General features: G+C 66.6%; 12 protein-coding genes. 10 read left to right on the plus strand and 2 right to left on the minus strand.

From position 1 onward, the window contains the following. The first annotated feature begins 73 nt into the window (after positions 1-73). The 3 genes from rsmG (at position 74) to HUA76_RS07280 (ending at position 2,141) form a co-directional block, all read left to right on the plus strand. The gene (gene rsmG, locus HUA76_RS07270) at positions 74-727 is read left to right on the plus strand and encodes a 16S rRNA (guanine(527)-N(7))-methyltransferase RsmG (protein ID WP_174460375.1); all 654 of its coding nucleotides are present in this window, start codon (positions 74-76) and stop codon (positions 725-727) included. 156 nt (positions 728-883) lie between these two features. Further along, positions 884-1,552: a hypothetical protein gene (locus tag HUA76_RS07275; RefSeq protein ID WP_174460376.1), complete on the plus strand. Its 669-nt coding sequence runs from the start codon at positions 884-886 to the stop codon at positions 1,550-1,552. A gap of 196 nt (positions 1,553-1,748) precedes the next feature. Continuing rightward, a complete protein-coding gene (locus tag HUA76_RS07280; RefSeq protein ID WP_174460377.1) occupies positions 1,749-2,141 on the plus strand; it encodes a VOC family protein in 393 nt (130 codons plus the stop codon). 51 nt (positions 2,142-2,192) lie between these two features. On the opposite strand, the gene HUA76_RS07285 is transcribed toward HUA76_RS07280, so the two are convergent. Then, positions 2,193-3,074, minus strand: a complete 882-nt coding sequence (locus tag HUA76_RS07285) for a hypothetical protein (protein ID WP_174460378.1) — start codon at positions 3,072-3,074, stop codon at positions 2,193-2,195. A gap of 5,986 nt (positions 3,075-9,060) precedes the next feature. Here HUA76_RS07285 and HUA76_RS07290 point away from each other — a divergent pair. The 7 genes from HUA76_RS07290 to HUA76_RS07320 all read left to right on the plus strand — a co-directional run bounded on the left by HUA76_RS07290 (position 9,061) and on the right by HUA76_RS07320 (position 14,922). Beyond that, positions 9,061-9,306, plus strand: a complete 246-nt coding sequence (locus HUA76_RS07290) for a hypothetical protein (RefSeq protein WP_174460379.1) — start codon at positions 9,061-9,063, stop codon at positions 9,304-9,306. Between the two features lie 1,716 nt (positions 9,307-11,022). Next, entirely contained in the window at positions 11,023-11,814 is a 792-nt protein-coding gene (locus tag HUA76_RS07295; RefSeq protein WP_141642456.1) for a ParA family protein, read from the plus strand. Positions 11,815-11,881: 67 nt separating this feature from the next. Continuing rightward, positions 11,882-12,772: a ParB/RepB/Spo0J family partition protein gene (locus HUA76_RS07300; protein ID WP_141642457.1), complete on the plus strand. Its 891-nt coding sequence runs from the start codon at positions 11,882-11,884 to the stop codon at positions 12,770-12,772. A 3-nt stretch (positions 12,773-12,775) separates the two neighbouring features. Next, on the plus strand, positions 12,776-13,234 hold the full coding sequence (gene bacM, locus HUA76_RS07305) for a bactofilin BacM (RefSeq protein ID WP_141642458.1): 459 nt from the start codon (positions 12,776-12,778) through the stop codon (positions 13,232-13,234). Position 13,235: 1 nt separating this feature from the next. After that, on the plus strand, positions 13,236-13,784 hold the full coding sequence (locus HUA76_RS07310) for a hypothetical protein (protein WP_141642459.1): 549 nt from the start codon (positions 13,236-13,238) through the stop codon (positions 13,782-13,784). Positions 13,785-14,002: 218 nt separating this feature from the next. After that, positions 14,003-14,470, plus strand: coding sequence for a CoA-binding protein (locus tag HUA76_RS07315; RefSeq protein WP_174460380.1), 468 nt, complete (start codon positions 14,003-14,005; stop codon positions 14,468-14,470). 266 nt (positions 14,471-14,736) lie between these two features. After that, positions 14,737-14,922 (plus strand): hypothetical protein, encoded by a 186-nt coding sequence (locus HUA76_RS07320; RefSeq protein WP_174456120.1) that lies wholly within the window; start codon positions 14,737-14,739, stop codon positions 14,920-14,922. A 64-nt stretch (positions 14,923-14,986) separates the two neighbouring features. Here the strand turns inward: HUA76_RS07320 and egtD are convergent, their stop codons facing one another. Continuing rightward, positions 14,987-16,015: an L-histidine N(alpha)-methyltransferase gene (gene egtD, locus HUA76_RS07325; RefSeq protein ID WP_174456121.1), complete on the minus strand. Its 1,029-nt coding sequence runs from the start codon at positions 16,013-16,015 to the stop codon at positions 14,987-14,989. Position 16,016: the final 1 nt, after the last annotated feature.

The raw sequence follows: 16,016 nt of genomic DNA on the forward strand, positions 1-16,016 counted from the left end.
GTGGACAACTTTGGGGATAGAAATCCCCTGAATGATTCCGGAGGGTTATGCCCCTCCGCGCTGTGGAGGTGCTGTGGATAACACGAGGTTCGTAGATCTGCTGGCATCCGGCTGCCAGGCGCTGGGCGTGTCGGTGGGGGAGGACGTGGGCCCCCGGTTGCAGCGGCTGATGGCGGAGCTGCTGAAGTGGAACGCGAAGGTGAATCTCACGGCGATTACGGCGCCGGAGGAGGTGCTGGAGAAGCACTTCCTGGACTCGCTCGCGGTGCTGCCGGAGGTGACGGGCGCGGCGTCGTTGTTGGATTTGGGCGCGGGTGCGGGCTTCCCGGGACTGCCGTTGAAGATTGCGTTGCCAGCGCTCGGCGTGACGCTGGTGGACACGGTGGGCAAGAAGGTCGCGTTCATCAAGGCCGCGTCGGCGAGCCTCGGGTTGCAGGGCGTGCGCGGGTTGCACGCGCGCGCGGAGGGACAGCCAGAGACGGAAGGGATTCCGCGCGCGCAGTTGTTGATTGCGCGCGCGTTCATGGACCTGCCGGACTGGCTGGCGTTGGCGCCGGCGTATGTGGAGCCGGGTGGGCGCGTGGTGGCGATGCTCGGCAAGTCGCAGACGGACGCGGAGCTGGCGTCGCGCGCCGCGGAGCGACAGCTGCGAGTGGTCTCCGCGAGGGCGTACCGGCTGCCGTTCTCCGGCGCGGAGCGTCAGGTCGCGGTGTTCGCGAAGGAGTAGGGCAGGGGAGGGCGGGCCCGCGCGTGCACGGTGGAGGTGCGCGCGTGGCGCCATGCGGACAACTGCTATCCAGTGTCAGTTGGGGACGTGGCGTGGGAGTGAGGGGGCAGGCATGCGAGGAGGGGCCGCGTTAGCTTCAAAGCGGAGGTGCCTCGCATGCAGCCGATTCCGACGGACCGACCGGTGGTCTGGGGTGACGACGAGCCTCATGAGTCTGAAGTCGCGGTGGCCCGAGCGTCCCGCGCCGACTTCGAGCAACGCTGGGGACCTCCGCACTTCCGAGACGTGGAAGGTGATGGACTCGGACCCACTGACTACTGGGGTTGGCGCGCGGACTGCGGCTTCCAGTTCTTCGTCTTCTATCTGCAGGTCACGGACGATTTCCATGTCATGACCTCGGAAGAAGAGCTGAGCCATGCGCTCGCGCATCTCGACTGGTGGCGCGATGAAGTGGTGTGGCGGGCCAACCCTGGAGCGCCGCCGCTGACGGATGGCTGGGCGGTGTACCGGCAGGACGACACGGGTCATCGACATGATGTCTGCGTGATGACGAGCCGAGGACATGCGGAGTGCCTGGCGCGTCGCATGGAGGCTCGGGCGCACAAGCAGTGGTACGCCGTGGAGCAGCGTGGAACACCGTCCGTGCGGCAGTCCCGTCCGCGTCAGGGTTGGGCCGTGATTCGGCAGGATGAGCACGGCAACCGGGCGGAGGTGGCCGTGTTTCGGACCGAGCGGCGCGCGCGGGAGCTGGCCGCCGCGTACGACTCCGAGCCTCGGCACAAACAGGCGTACTTCGTGGAGCCCGTGTCTCCTCCGAATCCGTGAGGTGTCGGCCCACGGCGCTGACGCGTTGGCCTTCTGCCATTGCCTTGCCGTGTGCGGACACGCGCGCCGGAGATGGCGCGATGCTTCCGCGACTTCATCGTGCACCGCGCACTGCTCGTCATTGAGTGCGCACGCGTCACGACCGTGAGACGCGCGAACCTTCACCGGGTTCGTTCGTGGTGAGGACGGACCTGGGATGGAGATGTGCAAGCTGCGAGTCGCTCGACCGACGCGGAGCCTGGCGACGGTGGTGCGGTTCTATCGAGAGGGGCTTGGCTTCGAGCTCGTGGGAGGCTTCGAGGACCATGCGGGCTTCGACGGGGTGATGCTCGGCCAGGTGGGGACGCCGTACCACTTGGAGTTCACGGTGGAACGCGGACACGAGGCGCCTCGCGCTCCTTCGTCGGACCATCTGCTGGTTCTCTATGTGTCGCGGCGCGAGGAGTGGGACGCGCGGGTGCGGCGCATGGTGCAAGCGGGCTTCCATCCGGTGCGCTCACACAACCCTTACTGGGACGTGTACGGGAAGACCTTCGAGGACCCCGATGGATATCGCGTCGTGCTCTACCAGGGAGAGTGGACGCGCTGAGTTGTGTCGAGGCGCGAGGTCTCGCGAACCCTGGGTTTGCGTTGGGCGTTGTTACCCCAGGTCGCGCAGGAGCGCGTCGCGGTCCGTGATGAGCTTCTTCGAATTGAGGTGCTTGCGAATCACGCGCTCCGCCTCCGCGCGGACCGTTGAGTCACTGAGTCGAGCGAGCCACTGCGTGCGCAGTGCTTCGAGTTGTTGTCGCTGGGGGAGGGGTGTCGATGCGAACCATTGCTCCAGCTCGAGGATGATGTCGGGACGGGGTGGTCGAACCGGAGGCTCCGCGATGAGGTCCGAGGGCTTCGGCGTGTATCGAAGCGAGGCCAGTTCATCGGAGAGCGGACCCCATGATTCGGCGAGTCCGCGCAGCCCGAGTCGGACCACGTCGAGCGGTGCTTCCTGTCGCGGGTCGGAGAGAAGGCCCCAGTCGACGAGTCGTTTCCGCAAGGCCTCGCGTCCGTGGACCTCGTCATGGACTTCTTCGCCCAGGTGGGCGGTGCCCCAGACGTTGAATTGATGGTTGTGGGAGAAGATGGCGCTCTCGACATGGGCATCGCCGAAGACGCAGGTGCCCAGGGGTTCGTCTTCGCCGAACAGGCGGCGGACTCGAAGGTCCCCGAGGATGACGAGGTACTCGGAGGTGTAGACGGTGTGCGCGATGAGGTTGCCGCGCACGAAGACGAGTCCGCCTGGGTTTTCGAGCCAGCCATCGACGACCAGGTCGCCGTCGATGAACGTCGAGCCTCGGGTGTTCTCCAGCCTGAGTGATGAGACGCGCCCGCCTGTGAACAGCCCGGCGCCGCTGAAGAAGCCGTCGGAGAGGACGAGGGCGTCCACGTCCATGCCGTTGCCGGCGCTTCGTTGCTTGAAGGCCGCGTAGGGACGGAGCACCTCGGCGGCTTCCTCGGGAGACAACCAGCGTTGAAGCGGGAGCACGGAGTGAGCCTTGCGAGTGGAGGTGTCGGCGTGTCGCCGCGGACGATGCCCGCGATGGGTCCTGTGTCTCGCGGAGTATCGCAAGGGTTCGAGCGCTGTGGTTGCCAGCTCAGGATGTGACCAGGCACTCGCGCGGATGCTGGCTCGGGGCAGGGGAGGGGAGTGCGAGCGGACGGTTCCTTCAGTCGGGGAACACGCCTGCCTGGTCTGGCGTGAAGCTGAGTGCGAGAGCACACGCTCGATGGGCCGTTCACTCGACCAGCGAGAGGTCTAGTGGTGGGCTTGTCTGCTCGCGAGGCGAGAGGTGAGCGAGCTTTGGACCACGGCGCGAACTCCGTTGCACGCGGCTGTGCTGCCACTCATCGCGCGGGAGTCTTTCGGCGCGTGTGGCATCGGGGCGACTGCTCTCGAAGCGGACGCGTGACGCCAGGACTGTTCGCGAGTGACTCCGTTCGAGCCCATGGCGTACTCAGGCGAGGTGCTGCGGATGGAGTCGCGTCACGAGGTTGGAGGAGGAGCATTCCTGCGTGCTCAGCCCTGCACGGTTGTCATGACTTGATGCGAGCGTCCAAGCAGGTGCCCGCAGGCCCTGTTGCGCGGGTTCTGAGCCCGCGGCTACTGCTCGTTCCACGTGGAACAGGGTGAGTCGGGTCCAAGTCAGCGCGGGCTCCGACCGTGAAGACGGAGGCGTCATCGTGAAGCGATGGCTTCGAACGGACCTCGCGTGAGTTTGCCGCTCGTGGCTGAAGTTCCTGCAGCCCGTGGTGATGCAGGCCAGCCCTTCGAACCACACGTCGGTGAGCTCCATCGTTCGTGACGCGTGGACATGAGGGCCGTTCGACGTGTGTATCCCTGGAGGTTCGTGCCCACGGTTCGGACGCCATGCGCACCGGCGCAGGTGATGGGCCGTACGCAGACTCTTTTCGGTGGGGCCTGCGGATTCTTCGCGAGACCCAGACCCACTTGAGCCGAATCGGTGAGGGCAGGTTGGTGGTGGTCTGGTCGTGAAGCGCGAACCTCCGCACGGCGAGGTGTCGCGAGTGAGGGACGCGGGGTGCTTGCGTCGCGGCAGCGGGACCGGACCTTCGCGGCGACTGCTGGCTCTGAAAGGACGGGCGCGAGAAGGGACCTCGCAAGGCAGTGAGGATGCGAGCGCGCCAGATGGGGGCGCATCGGATGTTCGTCCGGGTGAGGGTTCTTCGAGGTGCTCGTTCGTGGACCTTCGAGACGGAGCGCGGATGGGGGAGGGGAGGGGATGCTGTCCGTCACTTCTGCCCTGCACCCCACGGCGCGAACTCTGGAGTCAGCGAGTGCTCTCGGCTGTCGGACCGTTCTCCGGAGTTGCTGCCCCGTGAGGGATGTCGAGCACAGGGTCCTGCTGGTGGCGTGAAGTGAAGACCCACGCGACTGGCCCGTGCTGAGCCTGCTTCAACGAGAGGGGGAGCGCGGTGAGGTTCCATGTGGAACCCGAAGCGAGGAGTCGACTCGCGCCGCTTTCGCTGCAACGGCGTGCAGCGGACGGCGTGATTCGAGTGAAGGGAAGAGACTGCCTGGTGGGTGGGGGAGGGGGCGCCAGTTGTTGGCGGAGTGCGGAGCCGCCTGCACCGTCACCCCGAGAAGCCGTGTCTCGATGGTGCCCGACCATGAGGACGCGTGAGAGGTCTCGTTCAGCCGCGCACCCCGGGAACGGAGACGAGTCCATGCGGTGAGGGAGCCTCTGGCTTTCTTGAGAGGTCGCGCCCCGTGGTGCCCCGTTCATCGGTGCGCGACGTCATGCGGTCCCGCTCGGGTTGCTTCTCGCTGGCGAGGTCGCTCACCCATCGAGGCTTCGTGGTGCGGGTCCCCGTGGTTCACGGCTTGGGTGCCGCGGTCGTCCTCTTTCTGGTGAGGACGCCGAGAAGTCCCTTCAGGGTTTCGGTGGCTATCGACTCGCGTGAAGTCCGAACCATCACGCCTTGCCGCGCGTCAGGTTCCACGTGGAACGGCGAAGAGGGATGGGCGCCGCGTGCTGGCTGCACCTGGTTGAAGGGGCCGCTTCTGGAGGTCGTGCATGCCGACGCGGTGAAGCCGCTGCCAGCGTTGCCGCGCACCGTGTTCCATCGTGGAAGGTGGCGGGAGCCAGGGCGAGTTCTCTTGGTGGGGCTTCACCTGGTTGATGGCGGTGCTTCTCGATGGTGCGCCGAATCACGTGAGGCGGGCCTCAGTCAGCCAGCGGTTGCCATGCGCCGTGCTCCACCCAGAAGGTGGCGGGGGGCAGGGCGAGTTCTCTTGGTGGCTTCACCCGGTTGAAGTCGTGGCTTCTCGATGCCGCGCGCCGAATCACGTGAGGCAGGGCTCGGCCAGCCAGCGGTTTCCACGCGCCGCGCCCCATGTGGAGCGGTGACGGGGTCGAGGGTGAGTCCTCTGGGTTTCTTCACCCGGTTGAAGCAGCCGCTTCGCGAAGGCGTGCGCACCGGCTTGCGTGAGGTCTCGGTCATCCAGCGTTGCTACGCGCCGCGTTCCACGTGGAACGGTGACGGAGCCTTGGGTGAGGGTCTCGTTGAGTCCGCGCCCGGTTGGAGCAGGTGCTTCGCGATGCTGGGCACGGCGACGCGCGTGGTGCCTCCACCAACCGGAGATGCCGCGTTCCACGTGGAACGGTGGAGGGGCCTTGGGTGAGTTCGTCCTCAGCAGCTCAAGGGGTCGCTTCGCGATGCCGTGCCGGCGGACTCACCTGAAGTCTCTGCCAACCAGCGATGCCGTGCTCCGCGTGGAACGGTGAAGGGACCAGGGTGGGGCACGGGTCCTGAACTGGTTCAGGCAGTCGCTTCGCGATGCCGTGCACGGCGACTCGTGCGAAGCCCCCGCCAACCAGCGATGCCGTGTTCCACGTGGAACGGTGACGGGGCCTTGGCTGAGTTCCTCGTTGAGGGCGCGCCTGGTTGAACCAGTGGCTTCGTGATGCCGTGAACGGCGACTCGTGCGAAGCCCCGCCAACCATCGATGCCGTGTTCCACGTGGAACGGTGACGGGGCCTTGGGTGAGTTCCTCGTTGAGGCCGCGCCTGGTTGAAGCAGAGGCTTCGTGATGCCGTGCACGGCGACTCGTGCGAAGCCCCGCCAACCAGCGATGCCGTGTTCCACGTGGAACCCTGATGAGGTCCGGGATGAGGGCCTCGTTGAGGTCGCGCCCGGTTGAAGGAGGTGCTTCGCGATGCCATGCGCGGCGACTTGCGTGATGCCTCCACCAACCGGCGATGCCGTGTTCCACGTGGAACGAAGAAGAGGTCCAGATGGCCATCGCGTGCTGGCCTCACCTGGTTGAAGAGACCGCCGCGAAGCTTCTTCACGGTGTTGGTGCTGGCGAACTCGCATGAAGCCGCTGCCATCCCGCGATGCCGTGCGCCGTGTTCCACGTGGAACGAAGAAGGGGTCCGGATGAGCGCCGCGTTGGCTTCCTCGCCTTGCTGATGAAGTGGCTGAGAAGCCGTCTCGTGGTGGCGACGCCTGATGGTTCGTGTGCGGTGTTCCACGTGGAACCGATGCGAGCATGAGCACCGCTCCACGTGCCCGGGCATCGGCATCGATGCGCGGAGGAGGTGCGCCGCGATGCTCGGTCTGGCGACGCATGTGCCGCCTTCGCGCGCAGGTGTTCTGGTGAGCATCCGTGTTCCACGTGGAACGCATCACGCGCTTCACCACCTCTTCAACGAGATGCCGCGGCTGGTGGTGAGGGCCTCACGTGAGGCCTCCATCACCACGTGTTGCCGCGAAACGAGCTGATGGCGAACCCTCTTCCTGATGCGCGACGTGTGCCGTGTTCCACGTGGAACGCGGTGGTGCGTGGACTGTGTGGACCGTCCAGTTGCTGGTGCCGTGCGGCCCATGCACGCGCGTTCGTGTTCCACGTGGAACGCGAAGAGACAGCGCTCGCGATGCGTCGATGCCTTCGCCGAGAAAGGGTCGTGAGCGAGTTCTCGATGATGTCCGCATGTCGCCATGCGTGAGGTCATGCGAGGTCGATGCGGCGCGAATCGTGTTCCACGTGGAACACGAAAGCGGTCCGCGCGAGCGGTCGAAACCCGTGCTCACGCGATGCCGTGTTCCACGTGGAACGAGGTGACGCCTGAACTGGTCTCAAGGAGGCGTGCCGGTAGCGGAGCCTCATGCTCCCGTGTTCCACGTGGAACGCAGAAGCCGTTCACGTGGTGGCGCGCGCTACGTGCCGTTCACCTCATCAACGTGGTGTTGGACCTTGGCTGGTGATGGCGCAACGACGCTGACCTGCGTGACGCTGTCGCGAGCAGTTGAGGCGACGCGGTCGTGTTCCACGTGGAACGCGGAAGCCGTTCGCGAGGTGGTTCGCGCCGCGCGCCGTTCACCTCATCAACGTGGTGTTGGACCTTGGCCTGGCGAGGCTCAGCGGTGCCGTCCTGCATGACGCTGTCGCGAGCGGTTCGTGTTCCACGTGGAACGCAGAAGCCGTTCACGTGGTGGCGAGCTACGTGCCGTTCACCTCATCAACGTGGTGTTGGGCTTTGGCCGGTGATGCGCAACGGCGCTGACCTGCGTGGCGCTGTCGCGAGCAGTTGAGGCGACGCGGTCGTGTTCCACGTGGAACGCGGAAGCCGTTCGCGAGGTGTTGCGCGCCGCGCGCCGTTCACCTCGTCAACGTGGTGTTGGACCTTGGTCCGGTGAGGCTCAACGGTGCCGTCCTGCATGACGCTGTCGCGAGCAGTTCGTGTTCCACGTGGAACGCAGAAGCCGTTCACGTGGTGGCGCGCGCTATGTGCCGTCACCTCATCGACGTGGTGTTGGACCTTGGTCCGGTGAGGCTCAACGACGCTGACCCGCGTGACGCTGCGGCGAGCAGTTGAGGCGACGCGGGTCGTGTTCCACGTGGAACGGTGATGGGGGCGGAGCAGTGGTGGTGCGCTGGTGCCGTGTTCCATGTGGAACGCGGAAGCAGCCAGGGTGGTGACGGGTGCTCGGCCTCATCGACGTGGTGTTGAAGACCGATGAGAAGGTGTTCACACGCTGCGCTTTCGCGATGGTCTGAAGGCCCTCGTGCCGTGTTCCACATTGGAACGCGGACACGAGTCGGAAGGGCGGACTTCATCCGCGAAGACAACGTGCCCTCGCTTCGAGCCGATGTCGCGGACAGGCAGATGCCTGGTGCCGGCGCGTCGCGCGCGAGTTCCGAGGTCGCCGTGGCCTTTGAGGCTGTTCCACGTGGAACGCGCGCGCCGATGCGGTGCGCGGGTGTTCATCCGAAGCGCGCTTCAGCGTGGCGTGTCCCACGCGGGAACGGGTGTCGTGTTCGATGGGTGCGGACAACGGGCATCGTGTGAACACGGTGAGCCACTTGGGCCCGCGTTGCCGCCGCCGTGTTCCATGTGGAACGCCGCGGTGGTGATGCGTGCTGAGGCGGCGACGAACGCGTGTCGCCTTCCACGCGGAGCAGGTGAAGTGACCGCGCTGAGTCCTGGGGGTGGAGATGAGGACTCGCGAGGCCGGGTGCCGACCCAGGCTCCACGTGGTTCGCGTGTCGGGTCCGTCCCCGGTTGTGGCGATGCCGTGTGCTCATCCTTGCTGGCTTCAGCGTGAAGCGAGCTGTGTGATGGACGGTGGTCGCGCGCTGGAGGCCGGACAACGCTTCGATGACTTCACGGCATCGAGTGAGGGTCGCGGCGCGCACCAGATGGAACGAAGCAGAGCCTCACGCTGAATCGATCGATGCGGAGGATGTCTGGCGCGAGTTGGCCAGTTCGATGCCGCGCGCGCCGTGGCCCGCGTGAAACGGAGGTGCGGTCCGCGGCCCCGTGTCCAGATGGTGCCGAACGGGCAGCTGGGGTTCGCCAAGCACCGCAGGCCGCGCGCATCGCTTCATGTGGAGTGGCGATGGGGGTGCCGGTTCATGCCAGCGTGGTGCTCGCGGTACGGATGGCGTGTCGAACTGGCCGTTGAGCCGGTAGGGCAGTTCAGGCGGCGCCGCTGAAAGCTCTCGGATGGCGGAGCTCATCGCTGAACGAGGCTGCACCTCGCTTCATGTCGAATGGTCGATGGAGGTCGCGAGCCGGTTCGCGCCGCGTCAGTTGGAACCAGCGAAGAGTGTTCGCGCGATGCCCCACGTCGAACGGGTGCTGGCGGTAGCGAACTCGTTCATGTGGAGGCTTTCGATGATGCGGCAGCGATGGGCGCCGGACCGGATGGTGGTCGCGCCAATCCTCACGTCGAACGGCGACTGGCGGTAGCGAACTCGTTCATGTGGAGGCGTCCGGTGATGAGTCAGTGCTGGGCGCAGGACCGGATGGTGGTCGCGCCACTCCTCACGTCGAACGGCTGTCGGGAGTCGTGAGCGCGCTCATGTGGAGGCTTCCGATGATGAGTCAGCGATGGGCGCCGCACCGGCCAGTGGCCGAACTGCACCTCGCGTCGAACGGGTGCTGGGAGTGGTGAGCGCGCTCACGTGGAGGCTTCCGATGCTGAGTCAGCGATGGGCGCCGGACTGGATGGTGGTCGACCCACACCTCACGTCGACCGGCGGCTGGCGATAGCGAACTCGTTCCTGCGGAGGCTCGTTGATGAGGCGCGAGGGTTGCCACATGGGGCAGTGGCCAAACCGCACCTCGCGTTGGCTGGGTGATGGAGTGGGCGAACCGGTTCGCGCGGTGGCTCTCGATGAGGAGACCTCGACGGGCGACGCATTGGAGGGCGTGCCGTGCCTCACGCCGGATGAGCGGGGGAGGTGGCGAACCGGTTCATGCGGAGGCTCTTGGTGGTGACGCATCGGACGGGGTCGTGCAGCGCTTCACACCGGATGGGTGATGGAGGTGGCGAAGTGGCGCATGCGGAGGTCTCGATGATGACGCCTCAATGAACTGAACGGTGGTCGACCCACGTCTCAGGTCGAACGCGCGATGGAGGTGCCGAGCTCGCTCATGCGCAGGCTCTCGCCGATGAGCATTGAGGAGCGCTGCATCGGACGGTGGTCGACCCATGCATCAAGTCCAACGAGTGATGGATGGAGATGGCGGACCTGCCCGTGCGAGGGCGCTCGATGATGACGCATCGGACGGTGGCCGAACCGCACCTCATGACGAACAGGCATGAGCAGTGACGGCCCGGTTCATATTGGTGCTTCCGACAATGCATCGGGTTGCCGCACGGTGCCGTGTTGAACGGACAAGAGCCGTGGTGAGCCGACTCACGCGAGGGCGACCAACAACGCAGCGATGAACAGCCGCCACCTCCGATGACCCCGAGGCGACTTCATGTTGAACGGACGAGCGCCATGGTGGTCCGGCTCATGCGAAGGCGACCAACAGCGCAGCGATGAACAGCTGCCACCGCGGAAGACAGTCGAAGCGCACTTCATGTCGAACGAGTCACGGGCGAAGAGGTGGCTCACGCGAGGGCTCGTGACAGCGCATGGAGGGTGCGCGCCATCGCAGGGCAACCGCAGTGCGCTTCATGGCGGACAGGCGATGAAGGTTGCGAGTCGGTACGAACCGGCACTTCCGATGCTGCCTGGGTGGGCCTCATCGTCCGGCGAGGTTGCCCAGCGCTTCCACGTCACCCAACCCATTTGAACGGTGCACGGAGGTCGCGAGTCGAGCAGGCCCGTTCCATATGGAACGCGTGCGCGGACGGACTTGAGCGGCGACACCGACCCCCGTCACCCGCGTGCCCCCTTATAAGGAGGGCATCCGAGCAGTCTCCCCACGCCGCCCGAATCCAGGATGCGAACGCCCGGTCGGCCGGGTTCTGGACGTAGGAAACCGTGCTCCAAGTCTCCGGAATCAGGCCTTCCGGCTTGCTTGGAAGCCCTCGAAAAGAGTCGTCACGCTGGGAGCGCCGTGAATTTGATCCAACACCGAATCGCGTGCTAGCAGCGGATCAGCGTGCAGTCGTGCACCGCATCACGCACGGCGCCCGGCTCTCGCCGGGCAAGAGAGAGGATGGGGCTCGTGGGTCGAATCATCTGCATCTCCAATCAGAAGGGTGGCGTGGGTAAGACGACCACCGCCATCAACCTCGCCGCGAGCCTCGCCTCCGCCGAGCGCCGCACGCTCCTGGTTGACATGGACCCGCAGGGCAACGCCGGCAGCGGCCTGGGCCTCAAGCAGGACAAGCTCCACGGCACCATCTACGACGCGCTCCTCAATGGTCGCCCCATGAAGGAGCTCTTCCACCCGACCGAGCTGCGCTACCTCCAGGTCGTCCCCGCCACGCCCGACCTCACCGGCGCCGAAGTCGAACTCGTCAACCTGGAGAACCGCGAGTTCCGCCTCCGCGACGCCCTGCGCCCCCTGGCCTCCGAGTTCGACTACATCATCATCGACTGCCCGCCCTCGCTCGGCCTGCTCACCCTCAACGCCCTGTCCGCCGCGGACTCCGTCCTCATCCCGCTGCAGTGCGAGTACTACGCGCTCGAGGGTCTCTCCCAGCTCACGCACACCATCGACCTGGTGAAGCAGGGCCTCAACCCCGACCTGAAGATGGAGGGCATCCTCCTCACCATGTTCGACGCTCGCGCCAACATCGCCCACCAGGTCGTGGACGAGGTGCGCGGCTACTTCAAGGAACAGGTCTTCCAGGTCGTCGTCCCGCGCAACGTACGCCTGTCCGAGTGCCCGTCCTTCGGCAAGCCCATCATCCTCTATGACATCAAGTCCAAGGGCTGCGAGAGCTACCTCGCCCTCGGCCGCGAACTGATGAAGCGCGATACTCCCAAGACGCCCCGCCGGCGGGTCGCCTGAAGCCCTCCGCGAGCCTTTGCGTCGCCCATGCCCGTCGTGAGTCTCCTCGCGGCGCTGGAGTCCTGACTTGGTGAAAGCAGACACGCAGAAGCGCGCCCTCGGTCGTGGGCTCTCCGCACTCATCCCCCAGGCCGCTCCCGGCAAGGCCGCCGAACAGGCCGCCCTCAAGGCCGGCGTCCTCAAGCTCCCGATTGAGGCCATCCACCGGGACAAGGACCAGCCCCGGCGCTACTTCGACGAGGAGAAGCTCAAGGAGCTCACCGAGTCCATCAAGACGCAGGGCATCCTCCAGCCCATCCTCGTGCGCAAGGACGGGGACGGCGGCTACAAGCTCATCGCCGGTGAGCGCCGGTGGCGCGCCTCCCAGGCCGCGGGCCTCAAGGAAGTGCCCGCCATCATCAAGGACGTCACCGAGGTCCAGGCCTTCGAGCTGGCCCTCGTGGAGAACCTCCAGCGCGCGGACCTCAACCCCATTGAAGAGGCGGAGGGCTACAAGCGCCTGACGGACGAGTTCCGCCTCACGCAGGAGCAGGTCAGCCAGCGCGTGGGCAAGGAGCGCTCCACGGTGGCCAACGCGCTGCGCCTGCTCGCGCTGCCCGCGGACGTGAAGCTGATGGTGGCGGACGGCTCGTTGAGCATGGGACATGCGCGCGCCCTCCTGGGCGTCCCCCGCCTGCCCGAGCTGCAAAACCTGGCCAAGCAAGTGGCCGACAAGAAGCTGTCCGTGCGTGACACGGAGCGGCTGGTCCAGCAGAGTCGCACCCACGGCAAGAAGGATGCGGGCAAGACGCCGCCGAAACAGAGCCCGCAGGTGAAGTCCTTGGTGGAAGAGCTCCAACGTCGTTTGGGGACGAAGGTCCGGTTGACCGAACGAAGCCCCGGAAAGGGCACCATCGAGGTGGACTTCTTCTCCTACGATGACCTGGACCGGCTGTTGAAGCTGCTCAGGAAGGAGTAGCGCGTGGCGCTCCTTGGCGGGAAGAAAGACGAAGCACCCAGCAAGCCCCTGTTCAAGCGGGAGGAGGAATCCGTGTCGCAGCGCTCTGGTGAGGTTCATACGCTTCTGGGCAAGGGAAGCGAGTTCGAGGGGAAGCTTACCTTCGAGGGGCAGGTCCGCATCGACGGCAAGTTCCAGGGGCAGATCATCACCAAGGACGTGCTCGTCATTGGGGATGGCGCCAAGGTCAATGCCGAAATCCAGGCCGGCACCGTCATCATCAACGGTCAGGTCGAAGGCAACGTGAAGGCCACCCAGATCATCGAGCTCAAGACTCCGGGCCGCGTGAAGGGAAATCTAGAGACGCCGTCGCTGTCCATGGACCGTGGCGTCGTCTTCGAGGGCACGCTGAAGATGGAGAACCTGGGTGGCAACGCCGCCTCGGCGCGTCCTCCTCCTCCTGGCGGCGAGTCGAAGAAGTAAGGTGCGTCAGCGCGCGCACATCGCGCCAGCCCTGGTGCTGGCGCTGTCGCTGCTGTCCGGTTGCAAGGGCTGCAAGGACGAGGGTGCCGACTCCGGCGCCCTCTCTCCGGACGGCGCCGCGCAGACCCCTCGTTCCGGTGTGAAGGTTCCACTGCCGGACGGTTGGTCCGCGCAGGTCGCTCCCGACGACAGCTTCCAGGCGGGCCCGCCCGGCCGCCCGGTGCTTCGAGTGGACCTGCGCCGAGGCCAGGGTGAGCAGCTGCCCACCGTGGACGCGCTGGCGGAGCGCGTGCGCGAGGAGTCGAAGAACTTCGAGGTGTCGCTGGACCAGGAAGAGTCCAAGGACACCTACTCGCTCTTGCGCGTGACGATGGCGCCGAAGCTCGCGGACGGTGGCATTGGCCTTCAGGCCCCCGCGCTCTTCGGTGCCCGCCGCGTGGGCAACGACCTGTTCCTCTGCGCGACGCTGCCCGGCGCCTCACCGGAAGATGTCCGGCTTGCCACCGAGGCGTGCCGCGAAATCGAAGTCCAGTCCTCCCAGTCCAAGTAGCCGCGCGGCCTTGCGATGACGGGCCGGTGCCTCCTCGCCCCGCGAGCGAGCCACCGAGCCCCTGGCCCGGCCCATGTCCCCGCTCACGAAGAGGCGCGCGCTCCCGAGCACTGGACCTCCAGGGTCCAGTTGCCTTCCGCAGAACGAACGCGCCGTTTCGGCGTCGGACGGGTCGTCACCGGGAGCGAGCATGGCAAGGTTGGCTCCAGGAGGTGGTCATGGACTGGAGAGCGAATCTCGTCGAGGACGACGCGGGCGTGAGGGAAGTGCTGGAGCACTCGCGGAGGGTGGCGGTGCTGGGCATCCGCTCGGAGGCGCAGGCGCACAAGCCGGCGTACTCGGTGCCGGCGTTCCTCCAGAAACACGGCTACGACATCGTCCCGGTGTCGGTGCACGGCGAGAAGGAGCCCATCCTCGGCCGGCCCGTGTACTCCGCCGTGGCGGACATCCCGGGGGACGTGGACCTGGTGCAGGTGTTCCGTCGCCCGGAGGACATCGACGCGCACGTGCCGGACCTGCTCGCCAAGAAGCCGCGCGCGGTGTGGTTCCAGCTGGGCATCCGCAATGACGCGGCGGCGGAGAAGCTGGCCCGTGCCGGCATCCGCGTGGTCCAGGACCGGTGCATGAAGGTGGAGCTGATGCGGCTGCTCCAGGAGCGCCAACCTGGTGGCGCGCTCCCTGTCTGACGCCCGAGAGCAGGCAGGCGTGGCGCGGTGCTGAACATTCAGCGAGCGCCGGGCGTCCATCCGATTATGGATGAGAAGATGAACCGGATGGCTCCGAGCTTGGGACGAGGGGTGCACTTCCGTGCACGCCGCGTCGCCATCGTCGCACGGGGACTTCCAGATTCTTTCGCGAGTCCCTAACCTTGTCGTTCCCCCGGCCCGTGGTGGGTCAACACCCCAGCCCATCCTCCGGACCTCCACGCAGCGCCCCGCAAGGAGTTCCCCGCATGTCGTTCACCGGAATGCTCCCCCTTCACCTTGCCACCGTGGACCTCAGCCCCGTGGGGGAGCGGCTGTTCGCCGCTGGAGGGCTCGCCGTCACCGTCCTCGCCGCGCTGTGGTTTGCCTGGACTCGGCCCATGCCGCAGCCCGTGCCCGTGCGCGTGCAGTCCCGTCGCAACCCCCGACGCTAGTCGTCGGATGACGCCGGACCTGGTGGCCGGGTGATGCCCGACCCCAGGTCCGAGCCCTTGGAACTCAGCCGCGCTTGAGCGCGAGGGACAGGGCGAAGTCACCCGCTCCGTCCGTCCACCACGCCGCCAGTCCCAGCCCCGCCGCGTCCAGCTCCGCCTCGACGCGTGCCTGCTCGAACTTGCAGCTCACCTCCGTGCGCAGCACCTCGCCCTCGGCGAAGTCCACCCGGCGCTTCAGGGAGGACAGCCAGACGGACTGCGTGCGCTGCGACACCAGGCGCATCTCCACCCAGGCGTTGTGCTCGTCGAAGGGCGCGACGTGCTCGAACGCCTCCGGGTCGAAGTCCGCGCCCAACTCGCGGTTGAGCACGCGCAGCACGTTGCGGTTGAACTCGGCCGTCACCCCGGCGCTGTCGTTGTAGGCGGCGAACAGCCGCGCGCGGTCCTTGATGAGGTCGGTGCCCAGGAGCAGGCCGTCACCGGGCTGCAGGCCCGAGGACAGCTCGCGCAGGAAGCGCGCTCGCTCGGTCGGCTTCAGGTTGCCGATGGTGCCACCCAGGAACGCCACCAGTCGCCGTCCGCCTCCGGGCAGGCACGACAGGTGGTGCTCGAAGTCGCCCACCACCGCGTGCACGGTGATGCCCGGGTACTCGCGCGCCAGGGACGCCGCCGCGCGCCGGAGGAACGCCTCGCTCACGTCGAACGGAACGAAGCGCGACAGCTGTCCCGCCTCCTCCATCGCATCCAGGAGCAGGCGCGTCTTCTCGCTGGTGCCACTGCCCAGCTCGATGAGCGTCGTCGCGCCGCTCAGCCTCGCCACGTCTCCGGCATGGGCCAGCAGGATTTCCCGCTCACGCCGCGTGGGGTAGTACTCCGGCAGGCGGGTGATGTCGTCGAAGAGCTGGCTGCCCCGCTCGTCATAGAGCCACCGGGGTGACAGCTCCTTGGGCGAGCCGCACAGCCCCTGGAGCACTTCCTGTCGCAGGGCGCGCTTCGCGTCGCCCGGCTTCACGTACACCTCCACCTTCACCCCGGGGACGGCCCGCGTCCCCTCGCCCGAAGTCGTCTCCACCGGCTGCACTGTCGACCTCATT

The organism is Myxococcus sp. CA056 (genome assembly GCF_013336715.1).
Taxonomy (GTDB): domain Bacteria; phylum Myxococcota; class Myxococcia; order Myxococcales; family Myxococcaceae; genus Myxococcus; species Myxococcus llanfairpwllgwyngyllgogerychwyrndrobwllllantysiliogogogochensis.